Genomic DNA, 13,508 nt, shown 5'->3' on the forward strand with positions numbered 1-13,508 from the left:
CGACAGTGCCTGGCATGCATCGCCCGGTTACAGGCTGGCTGCCGCCAATCGCGCGGCAAGCGCCTTGGCTTGCGAGGCGACATCGTTGACGGCGGTGCTTTCCCACCACAGGCCACGCAACGGCGGGCCCATGGCGAACAGGCGTGATGAAACGGCGCCTTCTGCGTCCAGCACTGCGCCACCGGCATCGGCGGCGATGCCCAGCGCCAGCGGGCCGGGCTTGATCAGTCCGCGTGCGAGCAGGTTGCGCGGTAATGCCCGGTCGACCCGCCGCCAGTCGTACTGAATGCCCGTGGAGTTGATGAGCGCAGCGCCGCGTTCCGTGCTGGCGTCTTCCCGGCCGCGATAACGCACGCGTATGCGCACCTCCCCGGCCGGCGAGTCTTCAACGTCGAGCAACGATGCGGCATGCACGTGCAGGCGGCCTTCTGCAATCAGCCGATCCAGCAATTGCGCACTGGTCGGTGGCGAGCGATGGTGATGGCTCTCCCACCACGGCCTTACATGGCGTACGAACTGGCGGCGCTGCAGGTCAGTCGCCTGGCTCCACAACCGTGGGATGTGCACGCGCACGGTGTCGAGGGGCGCCTGCCAGTCGATGCCTTGCTCTGCCGCCTGCCGGCATTGTTCGCGCAACGCCCGGACCAACTGCCGGGTGCTGCGAATGGCGTGGTCGGCGCCGAGGAAATCCGGCCACGTCGGCGGTTGCCGACGGACATGGGGCTGCAGGCCATGGCGAGAGAACACATCGATGGGGCCTCGATGCCCCGCCTGCTCAAGCGATACCACGGCGTCGACCATGGTCAGGCCTGAGCCGATGATCAGCACGCGGCCCCGAGGGTCGAGTTGACGCATGGCGTTGACGTCCCAGGGGTCGACTGCGGCGGCGTTGAGGGCGTTGGAGTCGCGTTGAGGCGTACGGGCGGCGGCGAACATGCCGGTTGCCAGTACGCCGAAGCGGCCGTTCAAAGGCTCGGTGTGACCGGCCAGGCTGACGCGTACGCCGGACGCCTCGACTTGCAGGTCAGTGACTTCGCCGCGCACGTGCTCGACGGTAGAGCCGAAGCGCTCGCCGACGGCCTGGGCTTCGGCGAGGCGTTGCTGGACGTAAATCCCGAAGATGCCGCGTGGGGGAAACAGCTCGGCGACCGGAACATGTTGCTGATCGGATTCCGGCCAGCCACCTGAGGCGATGTAGGCGGTCAACCAGCGGGTGAGATCGTCGGCGTCGTCCGGGTCAACGCTCATGCGCGCGGCGTTGCCGTTTAGCGTGTGGCCCAGTTCGGTAGCGCTGTAGGCCTCGCCGCGCCCCAGTTCGCTGCGCGACTCGACGATGACGATCCGTCGCTGACCCGGCAGGCGCAGGAGCTGCACGGCAAGCAGGGTGCCACTCAGGCCGCCGCCAATGATAAGGACGTCAGCGTCCGGTGGGTTGTGTTCAGGAGTCATTGCTTCTCGCCTATTCTTCGCCACACGGGCGCGCACGGCGGATTATGAATCCCACTGCCACCCAGGATGCAAGCCTGGCCCACCGGATTCGCCAGCTGTTGGCGCAGATGCAAGCTGGCGCATCGCGTTCGCCAGCAAGCCGGCTCCTACAGGTGCAGCGTGACCGTGTCATCGCGCGCACCCCGGCACACCGCCACCACGTCATCCCGTCACCCAGTCACCCAGTCACCCAGTCACCCAGTCACCCAGTCACCACGATGCGGGGTCATCGGCACTGCCTGTGCGTTGGCGATGTTCTTCTTTGGGGACCACCATCGGGCCAGGCTGCTGCGGTGTTCCTTTGTAGGAGCGCGCTTGCCCGCGAACAGGTCTTACCGCCACCGTAGATGCAAGCTGACCCACCGCGTTCGCCAGCAAGCCGGCTCCTACAGGTGCAGCGTCACCCCCACACGGCTCGCTGCCGCCGCAGATGCAAGCTGACCCTCCGCGTTCGCCAGCAGGTGCCGCCCTGCCGTCACGCCGTGCAAGACCACCGGCTTTAGGCCTTGCGCTTCATGTCCAATCGCCGCAGGTGACAGGTGACTTCTTCGCGGTCGTGGTACAGCTGTTTGCAGCCGATGGCCACCTTGACGCCGCGGGCCTTGAAGCCGTCTTCGATACGCTCGAGCAAACGTCGCACCTCGGCGTAACGCTGCTTCATCGGCAGTTTGAGGTTGACCACCGCTTCGCGGCACAGGCCCTCCCCTAGCCAGGTTTCAAGCAATGCGGCGTTGCGCGCAGGCTTTTCAACGATGTCACAGACCATCCAGTCAACCGGCTGACGCGGCTTGAACGTAAAGCCGTCCGCCATCAGGTGCTGGACCAGCCCGGTGTCCATCAGGCTTTCGGCCATCGGCCCGTTATCAATCGCAGTAACGAGCATGCCGCGTCGCACCAGCTGATAGGTCCAGCCGCCCGGCGCGGCGCCCAGGTCCACACCGGTCATGTCGCCGGACAGGCGTTCGTCCCACTGATCACGGGGAATAAAGTGATGCCAGGCTTCTTCGAGCTTGAGGGTGGAGCGGCTTGGCGCCTCCCGGGGGAACTTCAGGCGGGGGATGCCCATGGGCCACATCGCCGAATTGTTCGCATCGGCCAGCCCGAGAAACACTTCGCGCCCGCTTTTGAAGGTGAGCAACAGGCGCGGCAGGCTCGGGTTGTCCACCAGCTTGCCGGCCTTCTCCAAGGCCTTGCGCAGCGGCGCCTCGAACTTGCGGCAGAAGGTCGAGAGCTCTTTGCCGTCATTGGTGTCGACCACTTCCAGCCACAGGCTGCCACACGGTACGAAGCCGGCCATGTGCTCAAGGATCACGCTGATGCGGTCGGTTTCGGGCAACTGCACGAACATGCCACGCGCCCATTGCCGGGGGAAAATCAGCTCGCGGAAACGCAGGCTGTTCATCAACCGCTCGGCGCCGTCGGGCTCGGTGCAGATGAATTCGGCGCAGGCGGCGTCGGTCTTTGCCTTTGCGTAGCCGGACACCTCAAGGCGCGCGGCGTGCTCGCTAAGCTCCGAGCAGACCTCGCTTTCGAAGCCGGGACGGCAATGCATGAAAAGGGTGTTCACAGGACGGTCTCCTCGCGCGCCACGAACCGGGCCGCAGCGCAAGCTGTACATGAGGATTAACCTCAATGACTCGAAAGCGGCGCATGATAGCCGAATCAGGAACCACTGGCTCAGCCGGCGGGTCCAGTACTACTCAATGAACATAAAAGGCGCCGCACAGAGCGCTGAAACACGCCCCGTCTTACCGTTCGTTCGCCCGTCCGCGCTGAGCTGCACGGACCGTCAAGGAGTCAGTCATGCCCTCCCTCGATAGCCTGAAAAGCCTCAAGACACTCGACGTCAACAACAAAACCTACCATTACTTCAGCCTCCCGGATGCCGCGCGCACGCTGGGCGATCTCGACAAACTGCCGATGTCGCTCAAGGTACTGCTGGAAAACCTGCTGCGTTGGGAAGACAACCGCACGGTAACCGGTGACGACCTCAAGGCCATCGCCGACTGGCTGACCGAACGCAAATCCCGAAGAGAAATCCAGTACCGCCCTGCGCGCGTACTGATGCAGGACTTTACCGGCGTGCCCGCCGTGGTCGACCTCGCGGCCATGCGCGCTGCCGTGGCCAAGGCCGGTGGCGACCCGCAACGCATCAACCCGCTGTCGCCCGTGGACCTGGTCATCGACCACTCGGTGATGGTCGACCGGTTCGGCGACGACAAAGCCTTCGGCGAGAACGTCGACATCGAGATGCAACGCAACGGCGAGCGTTACGCCTTTTTGCGCTGGGGCCAGAATGCGTTCGACAACTTCAGCGTGGTACCGCCGGGCACCGGCATCTGCCATCAGGTGAACCTGGAATACCTCGGCCGCACCGTTTGGACCAAGGAAGAAGACGGCCGCACCTACGCCTTCCCGGACACACTGGTCGGTACCGATTCCCACACCACCATGATCAACGGCCTCGGCGTGCTGGGTTGGGGCGTCGGCGGCATCGAAGCGGAAGCGGCCATGCTCGGTCAGCCCGTGTCGATGCTGATCCCCGAAGTCATTGGCTTCAAACTGACCGGCAAACTGCGTGAAGGCATCACGGCTACCGACCTGGTGCTGACGGTGACGCAAATGCTGCGCAAGAAAGGCGTGGTCGGTAAGTTCGTCGAATTCTATGGCGACGGCCTGGCGGATTTGCCACTGGCAGACCGCGCCACCATAGCCAACATGGCGCCGGAATACGGCGCAACGTGCGGCTTCTTCCCGGTCGATGACGTCACCCTGGATTACCTGCGCCTGTCGGGGCGGCCGGACGAAACGGTGCAACTGGTCGAAGCGTATTGCAAGGCTCAGGGCTTGTGGCGGCTGCCCGGCCAGGAACCGGCGTTCACCGATGCACTGGAGCTGGACATGGGTTCGGTGGTCGCCAGCCTCGCCGGGCCAAAACGCCCGCAGGACCGGGTGGCCCTGCCCGATGTGTCCCAGGCCTTTAGCGACTTTCTGGGCCTGGCGCTCAAACCCGGCAAGCACGAAGAAGGCCGGCTGGAAAGCGAAGGCGGCGGCGGTGTCGCGGTGGGCAACGCGGCGCAGGTTGGCGAGGCCGAGTACGAATACAACGGCCAGACCTATCGCTTGAAAAACGGCGCGGTGGTGATCGCGGCGATCACCTCGTGCACCAACACCTCCAACCCCAGCGTGATGATGGCAGCGGGTTTGCTGGCCAAAAAAGCCGTGGAAAAAGGCCTGCAGCGCAAACCGTGGGTGAAGAGCTCACTGGCGCCGGGCTCCAAGGTCGTGACCGATTACTACAACGCGGCGGGGCTCACTGAATACCTCGACGCGCTGGGCTTCGATCTGGTCGGTTACGGCTGCACCACCTGTATCGGCAACTCGGGGCCGCTGCCCGACCCGATCGAAAAAGCCATCCAGCAGTCGGACCTGACCGTCGCGTCGGTGCTGTCCGGCAACCGCAATTTCGAAGGCCGCGTGCACCCGCTGGTAAAAACCAACTGGCTGGCCTCGCCGCCGCTGGTGGTCGCTTATGCGCTGGCCGGCAGTGTGCGCGTCGACCTGAGCAGCGAACCCCTGGGCGAAGGCAAGGACGGCCAGCCGGTTTACCTGCGCGACATCTGGCCGACTCAGCAGGAGATCGCCGACGCTGTAATGAACGTCAGCACCGGCATGTTTCACAAGGAGTACGCCGAGGTCTTCGCGGGTGATGAGCAGTGGCAGGCCATCCAGGTGCCTGAGGCAGCGACGTACGTCTGGCAGCCGGACTCGACGTACATTCAGCATCCACCGTTCTTCGAGGATGTTGCCGGACCCCTGCCGGTCATTGCCGATGTGCAGCAGGCGCGCGTGCTGGCAGTACTCGGCGACTCAGTCACCACTGACCACATCTCGCCGGCGGGTAACATCAAGCTGGACAGCCCGGCGGGCCGCTACCTGCGCAGCAAAGGCGTTGAATACAAGGACTTCAACTCGTACGGATCGCGGCGCGGCAACCATGAAGTGATGATGCGCGGGACCTTTGCCAACATCCGCATTCGCAACGAAATGCTCGGCGGCGAAGAAGGCGGCTATACCCTGCACGTGCCAACCGACGAGAAACTGCCGATCTACGATGCCGCAATGCGTTATCAAGTAGAAGGCACGCCGCTGGTGATTGTTGCAGGTCAGGAATACGGCACCGGCTCCAGCCGCGACTGGGCCGCCAAAGGCACCAATCTACTGGGCGTGAAAGCAGTCATCGCCGAGAGTTTCGAGCGTATTCACCGCTCCAATCTGGTCGGTATGGGCGTGTTGCCATTACAGTTCCGCAGCGGTGAAAGCCGCAAGACTCTCGGCTTGACCGGCAAGGAAGTGCTGAGCATCACCGGCCTGACCGGTGCCAATCTGCAGCCGGGCATGAGCCTGGCCGTGCAGATCACCCGTGAGAATGGGCAGCAGGACCACATCGACGTGCTGTGTCGGATCGATACGGTCAACGAAGTGGAGTACTTCAAGGCAGGAGGCATTCTGCACTACGTGCTGCGCCAGTTGATCGCGTCCTGATTCAAGCGCGGCGGACACCCTGCCGCGCCTGCATCGCCCCCTTCCCGGCTGAAGCCGGTCCCACTGAACAGCGCATGCTTCCAGTGGGATTGGCTTTAGCTGGTCGTGGAACAGCGCATGCTTTCCATGGGACCGGCTTTAGCTGGTCCTGGAACAGCGCATGCTTTTCGTGGGACCGGCTTTAGCTGGTCCTGGAGCAGCGCATGCTTTCCGTGGGACCGGCTTTAGCCGGGAAGATGCCTGCACGATCTCCAGCAATCGTCGGAAACGCCTTACACCGCATCATCCACCATCGACGCGATATTCGGACCGACACCCTCAAGTTCCGACATACACCCGCGTTTACTAAACGCTAGAATCGCCAGCCTTTTCCGACATCCAAGGATGACGCCATGTCGGCGCAACGCTGGACTGCACTCTTCCTGTTATCTGTTGGCTATAGCGTTGCCCTGCTGTACGGCCAACTCAGCGTTTCGGTGATCGTCACCCTGGCCTTGCTGGTCATGGCCTGGACGTGCGTCAGCCAGTTTTCGCACCCTGCCGTACGCACCTTTGGGCACTTGCTGTTCATTGCCCTCTCAGCGGGGCTTGCTAGCCACTGGCTGCCGGGGTTTTTCAGCGCCAGGGTGATCGCCGGCGAGCGTCTCAGCCCTGAAGCCTCGCCGTATTCGATGTACTTGCATCTCGACAAACCCCTCATCGGCGTGTGGATCGCGCTGGCCTGCCCCTGGGTGTTTATCGTGTTCAATCCACGGCGCTGGGCAGTCGTGACGGCAATCACCCTGCCAGTCACTGCCGCCCTCTGTTTAAACGCCGCTGTTGTGATGGGGATCGTCGGTTGGTCACCGAAGTGGCCGGAGCAGGCAGGCATCTGGTCCGTCAACAATCTCCTGCTGGTTTCTCTAACGGAGGAGCTGCTGTTTCGGGGCTACATTCAGGGCGGCCTGCAAAGATGCTTACGGCGGCTGCCTTACCATGACGCTGTCGCGATCCTCCTGGCGTCGGCACTGTTTGGGTTGGCCCACGTGGGTGCCGGGTGGGAATGGGCACTTCTGGCCGGCATGGCAGGCCTGGGCTATGGAGTCGGCTATCGTCTCGGCGGCTTGCCCGCGGCAGTGCTCACCCATTTTGGCCTGAACCTGCTGCATTTCAGCCTGCTGACCTACCCGATGTTTGACCGCTGAGGCGTACGACGACATCCACAGCATGACGCAGTTCACAAAAACTTAATTTTTGTTGCCTCGGGCCGATAACTCGTCAAAGCCTTCCTGGATCGAATAGCTCATGCGAAATAACCAGCCCGTCACTCAACGCGAACGGACTTTCCCGGCGCAGCAACGGTTGATTTCCACCACTGATGCGCGCGGCGTCATTACGTATTGCAACGACGCCTTCATAGAAATCAGCGGTTTTTCCAAAGATGAGCTGATCACCTCCCCGCACAATACGGTGCGCCATCCCGACGTCCCGTCTGCGGTGTTCGAGCACATGTGGGCCACGCTCAAGCAGGGCCTGCCGTGGATGGGCATTGTCAAAAACCGCTGCAAGAACGGCGATCACTACTGGGTCAACGCCTACGTGACCCCGGTTTTCGAGAACAAGCAGGTGGTGGGCTTCGAGTCCGTGCGCATCAAGCCGACTGCCGAACAGATCCGCCGCGCCGAAGCGCTCTACAAACGCCTCAACAGCGGCAAAAGCGCTGTGCCAAGCCGTGACAAATGGCTGCCGATGTTGCAGGACTGGCTGCCGTTCATTCTGGTCAGCCAGCTGAGTTTTCTGATCGGCGTCTGGCTAAACTCCCCGTGGGGCTTCCTGCTGGCCGCTGCGCTCTCCGTGCCACTGGGTCTGCTGGGCCTGAGCTGGCAACAGCGCGGCCTCAAGCGCCTGCTGCGTCTGGCCGAGCAAACCACGTCCGACCCGTTGATCGCGCAGATGTACACCGACAGTCGTGGCGCTCAGGCGCGCCTCGAAATGTCGATCCTCAGCCAAGAGGCCCGTCTGAAGACCTGCCTGACCCGGCTGCAGGACACCGCCGAGCACCTGAACGCTCAGGCGCGGCAGTCCGACACCCTGGCCCAGGCCAGCTCCAGCGGCCTGGAACGCCAGCGCGTCGAAACCGAACAGGTCGCCACCGCCGTCAACCAGATGGCCGCGACGACTCAGGAAGTCGCCAATCACGTGCAGCGCACCGCCGACGCCACGCAGCAGGCCAATGAGCTAACCCGTCGGGGTCGCGAGATTGCCAGCGAAACCCGCGAAGCCATTCAGCGCCTGTCTACGTCCGTGGGCGAAACCGGCCTGACCGTGACCCAACTGGCCAAGGACAGTGACGAAATCGGCGGCGTCGTCGACGTCATCAAAGGCATTGCCGACCAGACCAACCTGCTGGCCTTGAACGCCGCTATCGAAGCCGCACGCGCCGGAGAGATGGGCCGAGGTTTCGCGGTCGTTGCCGACGAAGTCCGCCAACTGGCGCAACGCACCACTGAATCCACAGGCCAGATCCACTCCCTCATCGCCAAGCTGCAACACACCGCCAACAACGCGGTACAGACCATGAACACAGGTCGTCGTCAGGCCGAAGAAGGTGTTGAGCAGGTCATGGAAGCCGACAGAGCGCTGGTGGGCATCAGCGACGCGGTGGCCAACATCACAGACATGACCACGCAAATCGCCGCGGCCACCGAAGAGCAAAGCTCGGTCGCCGAAGAGGTCAGCCGTAACATCAGCACCATCGCCCACCTGGCCGACCAGACCTCCGACGAAGCCCGCCGCTCTGCCACGCTGAGTGCAGAGCTGACTCAAACCGCCAACACCCAGTACTCCCTGGTGGAGCGCTTCAATCGCTGATACCCACGGCGATATAAGAAAGCCCCGGCAGCGACACTGCCGGGGCTTTTTGTTTTGGGAGAGAAGTAGGATATTTCTGAAAAGTATGGAGCGGCGTGTTTTTTGGATGAGAACACAGGTTTGGCGGTTGACAGGTTTTGTAGAACTCTATTAGTTGATTGTGGAGAGGCGATAAATAGTTACCACCACGTGGTGGGTTATCGTTGATCTCACCAATCAATTAATAGAGCGCACTTTCTGTGGATGTAAAACGGAGAGTGTGTTTGATGGAGTTTGTGATGACTGAAGATACTGTACGATACCCGATCCCCCTGCCTGCCCCTGTTGTACCCAGCGCTTACCCTGAAGATGGGCTGCTTAAAATCTCAGCACTCGAAAATCCGGTGCCTGTCGAAGTCCGAGTGTGGGAAGCAGCCGAACCTGGATATTATTTTCAGCTAATGCTCAATGGGCTACCTCTAGGTGAAATCCGAGTGATCAGCGAGAACGATCAACCTGGCGACATCATCACGGTCTTGTTAAGTGAAACTGCCTTCGAGCATGAAGGCACCTACGAACTGGGGTATAAAACAACGAGCCCAAACACAGAGGTCTCCGATTACTCCCCTACAGTGACATTACGTGTAGACCGCACCCAACCCGGCGCAACCCTCCTCGCCCCCCTCATCTTCCCCACTGCCACCTTAAGCGACCAGCTCACCGGTCTGCTGCCCGGTTACGCCGGCATGCAGCAGGGCGATGTCGTTCAGACACTGCTCAACGGCAGCCCGGGCCCGAACCACACGGTGACAGCGGACGAGCTGACATTGCGTCCGGTCGAGATCGGCTTCACTCGCGAACACCTGCAACCCCATGCACCTGGAATGGTGTCCATCGAATACGCCGTGACCGACCGCGCGGGCAATACCTCCATCACCAGCCTGCCGATGCTCGTGTCGGTGCAATTGTAACTGCTCGTATACACCCTTCATCTGAATACCAAAGGTTACGACCTCCACGCTTATGCATGGAGGTTCTGTCAACAAATCCACCACGGAAAAAATATTTAAATTTATTTTCAGCATGTAGGTTCCAGAGAACCTACATATCCGTAGGAAGTGTCTGATGGACTATCAAAATTTTATAGACTACGCGGAACACATATTTATATAAATCAAGCGCTCAACCCCTCGAAAGACGCCGCATTCACATATCAAGGAGTGATTCAACAGCAAATATTTTTCAAAGAAGCCACGCAAACCCATGCACTGCGCTTGTTTGACAGTACTATTTTTGGAATCGATGATAGGCACGTGAAGCGCGCAATCCTACAAACAGGCTCACGGCATTTAGCCCTGTAATTCTCGCACTAGCGATCTGATCAAGGAGTTCCAATGGAAGATGACATGGATATACAACCAACACTCCAGTCACCACCCGATGAATCCAACAAAGACAAGAAAGGGCCTATTGCAAATACCGCCAGCAAAAACCTGAAGAAACCGGCCGGCAAATCTTCGGTGCCGCTTTATGAGCATCTGATTGCCGAGCCGCCGAGCGGCCAGGGCGCGGCAGAGAATCCGCACTTCTATGTCGGGCATCTGGCGAACGTGCCGGGATTTCCCTGGCATCACGATTCTCAAGATCCGAACCCCACGCCTGTGTTCAGCGCGCCCTACATCACCGGCGGCGACGCGGATGCCCTTACCGAAGCGCAGTTGCGCATGGGCATTTACATCAATATCCCGCGCTCCTCGAAGCTGTGGTTTGGTGATCACCTCAAGCTGCGCTGGGGCCAGAACACGTTCTACACCACGGTTGGCAAAGTCGAGGGGCGAAATGGTCCACGCCAAGTTCAATACCTGAACAACGAGGCCTTGGGGGACTACGAAAGCGGGCGAGTCGAGGTGCGCTATGAAGTGGTTCGGCGGACCAAGCTCGTCGGCATCTCGGAGACGCTGACCGTCAAACTGCCCCGCCAGAGCAAACGTCGGGGCAAGGCATCGCCTTCGGGCCGCCCGCCGCGACGTCGCCGGGTCCAACCCAAGCCGTGAGCTGATGCGCCAGGCGCCGGGATTCTATCCGTGGCGCCCAGCGTAAAAAAGCCCGGGCTTCATCACTGAAGTCCGGGCTCATACCGCTTTTTCAATCAACCCACGCGAGCGTCAGAAGGCCAGGCGCAGACCCACATTCGCACCCCAAGGCTGCTCAACATGTTCACCTTTCATGTAATCGAAATCAGCATGCACCTGGAGGTGCTCAGACAACGACACCGAAACACCGGCGCCCAGCTCCGCGCGGGAGCCGAACAGGTCATTGTCGAACCGCTGCCCGTTCACGCTGACGTCATTGCTGCGGCTGAACTCCTGGGCCAGCGCCAGCCGCGCATAGGGTTTGACCACGCCACCGTCCTTCATGGCAAAGCTGCGGCCTACCGTGCTGCCGACTTTGCCAAGAACCGACTGGGTCTGACGGGTCCTGGCCTGCATGCCGTTGTCGAGGGTGTAGCTGCTCCCATCAATCCAGACGCTGGACACCTGCGCAAACGGCTCCACGAAATACGCGTCGCTCAGGGTGATGTGCTTGCCAACCTCCAGCGATCCGCCGACTGCCTTGCTGCTGTAGTCGCCCTTCGCTTTGGTGCCATCGCTCATCGCCACCTTCGACTCGTTATGGAACTGGTTGAGTTTCAGCACACCGTCCACGTAATAGCCGCCTTCCGACAACCAGGTGCCATAGGCGCCTACGTAATAACTGTCGACTTCGCCCGAAGTCCCTCGGCCGATGTCGAGGTCCGACTTGCTGTAACCGCCCATGAGCCCGAGCAACAGCTGGCCGTTGCCGACCGGTACCGGCGCGTCGGCTCCGAACGACAGCCCTTGCTGCTTCTGGCTGTAGTCAACACCAGAGTCCAGAGACGCGTTGAAACGGCTGCCATAAGTGCGCATCCAGCCACCGCCCTGCGCCTGACCCCGAACCTCACCCATACGGCTGCGCAGCGTCGTCAGCTCACTGTTCCACACCGTCGGTGCAGTATTGAACAACGCCAGCGCACTCTGGGTGGACGGGCTGATTTCCTTGCCCTCGCCAACGATGAACCAGTCCGTGCCCTGCCGCTCAAGCCCATACGAATACACCCCGAGGTCCGCACGACCGCCCACCAGCCCGAACTCCGCATCGCCGCTCTCGGTATGAACCACCCGCAAAGGGTCGAACTCCGCCGGCACAGCTTCAAGCCCGGTGTTCTGGACACGCAAACGATAACGACCCGTCGCCTCGCCGTTCACGCTCAGCAAATCACCGGTGCCATTGTCCAGGTTGATGCGCATGCCAAAAACGCCAGAACCCGAAAGGCTGCCCACAGAGAGAACTTGATGAGTGCCATCCGAGAATGCGACCACACCGTCGTCCAGATGCACTTCCCGGATATCGTTACCTCCCACATAATTCCAACGAGCGCCGGAGGACAGCGTGAAGGTGTTCACGTTTATCAGTCCTCCCGTCAATTGAGCGCCGTTGCGCAACGTCACGTTGAGGGCGCTCGATTCATCTGCAACGAGATTACCTCTCAACTCACTGTCATCGACCCAAAGATTGACGATGCTTCCGTCCTGAACATCCAAAAGTCTGCCATTGCCGGCGCGCAACTCTGCCCTATTTTCAACCAGAATGTTTGCCTCGGTCGCGTATTTGTCTGGCCTGTGCACTTTTATCGCAGCGCCGGTACCGCCTTCTATGCTCGAGTTATTGAGAAGAATCTGAGTGCGTCGGTCTTCTGGGCTGGAGGGATAAAAATCATAACCATCGATAATTTCTACGCCGTTGACACCACCGAATATGTGACTCCCTTCACGCGCATCCAACCTTCCATTCGCAGCGAGTATCCCGCTACTGTCTTCGGACAATCCCCGGACATCAGTATCATTGAGTTGCACTGCACCATATAAACCCAACCCTATCGCATAGTCCTTACCTGAAACGGAGCTCGACATGAGGCTTACATCAGAGCCGTACCCTATCCTGTTCCCTGATGCACCAATGGATATGCCAAAGCCATCCGCGTTGCTGATTTCACTGTCGATGACAGCGGCTTTGCTAAACGTCAAAAAAAGCCCTGACGTGATCACACCACCTCTAACATTTACACGAGAACTATCTGCATCAACAGCGCTTGCCTCGCCACCACCCACAATATTCAACACTGCATCATCGTATAAATCGTACGAGTCAGCCGGCACCGAGGCATCGATGGTCAGTTCTTCGTCAGCGACCACCTGCATCGGTGAATGCTCGACGTCTCTAGATCTCTCGTTTTTCTGCACTTCAGAAACCAGAAAATGATTTGTGCCACTTACGAAGGAAGCATTGGCGCTAGAAGCGTAAATACAACTAAGGGCACAGGCTCCCAAAGTGGTATTTAAGCGTTTTGACATTGAAGGCTGCATGGATATTCCTCATATATCGGACTGAGCAGCATCCACGTGTGGAATAAAACTGGACATCGATTCGTCAGCATCAAATCTGTAGGAATTTTCTGAAATCTTCGTGATACCTGTCTCACATTGCAACCACCCAGAAATAATAAATAAATATCGACTTGACGGCCGCTTGCGTGCTTCCGACACTCGAAGAAATTCATATAAAAA

General features: G+C 60.1%; 8 protein-coding genes. 5 read left to right on the forward strand and 3 right to left on the reverse strand.

The window, feature by feature from the left end; all coding sequences use genetic code 11:
* Positions 1-27 precede the first annotated feature (27 nt).
* Both LT42_RS07970 and rlmM read right to left on the reverse strand, forming a co-directional pair.
* Complete coding sequence (locus LT42_RS07970; RefSeq protein ID WP_037011390.1) at positions 28-1,449, reverse strand: FAD/NAD(P)-binding protein; 1,422 nt, start codon at positions 1,447-1,449, stop codon at positions 28-30.
* A 538-nt stretch (positions 1,450-1,987) separates the two neighbouring features.
* Positions 1,988-3,055 (reverse strand): 23S rRNA (cytidine(2498)-2'-O)-methyltransferase RlmM, encoded by a 1,068-nt coding sequence (gene rlmM / locus LT42_RS07975; protein WP_037011391.1) that lies wholly within the window; start codon positions 3,053-3,055, stop codon positions 1,988-1,990.
* A gap of 236 nt (positions 3,056-3,291) precedes the next feature.
* On the opposite strand from rlmM, the gene acnA reads away from it, so the two are divergent.
* The 5 genes from acnA (at position 3,292) to LT42_RS08000 (ending at position 10,916) form a co-directional block, all read left to right on the forward strand.
* Positions 3,292-6,033, forward strand: a complete 2,742-nt coding sequence (gene acnA / locus LT42_RS07980; RefSeq protein WP_037011392.1) for an aconitate hydratase AcnA — start codon at positions 3,292-3,294, stop codon at positions 6,031-6,033.
* Positions 6,034-6,425: 392 nt separating this feature from the next.
* A complete protein-coding gene (locus tag LT42_RS07985; protein WP_037011393.1) occupies positions 6,426-7,217 on the forward strand; it encodes a CPBP family intramembrane glutamic endopeptidase in 792 nt (263 codons plus the stop codon).
* A gap of 100 nt (positions 7,218-7,317) precedes the next feature.
* Entirely contained in the window at positions 7,318-8,883 is a 1,566-nt protein-coding gene (locus LT42_RS07990; RefSeq protein WP_037011394.1) for a methyl-accepting chemotaxis protein, read from the forward strand.
* Positions 8,884-9,161: 278 nt separating this feature from the next.
* Positions 9,162-9,833, forward strand: a complete 672-nt coding sequence (locus LT42_RS26070; RefSeq protein WP_208855891.1) for a hypothetical protein — start codon at positions 9,162-9,164, stop codon at positions 9,831-9,833.
* Between the two features lie 423 nt (positions 9,834-10,256).
* The gene (locus LT42_RS08000; protein WP_037011395.1) at positions 10,257-10,916 is read left to right on the forward strand and encodes a hypothetical protein; all 660 of its coding nucleotides are present in this window, start codon (positions 10,257-10,259) and stop codon (positions 10,914-10,916) included.
* A gap of 111 nt (positions 10,917-11,027) precedes the next feature.
* Here the strand turns inward: LT42_RS08000 and LT42_RS08005 are convergent, their stop codons facing one another.
* Positions 11,028-13,307: an autotransporter outer membrane beta-barrel domain-containing protein gene (locus LT42_RS08005; RefSeq protein WP_276209500.1), complete on the reverse strand. Its 2,280-nt coding sequence runs from the start codon at positions 13,305-13,307 to the stop codon at positions 11,028-11,030.
* Positions 13,308-13,508: the final 201 nt, after the last annotated feature.

Source organism: Pseudomonas lutea (genome assembly GCF_000759445.1).
In the GTDB taxonomy this organism is placed as follows: Bacteria; Pseudomonadota; Gammaproteobacteria; order Pseudomonadales; family Pseudomonadaceae; genus Aquipseudomonas; species Aquipseudomonas lutea.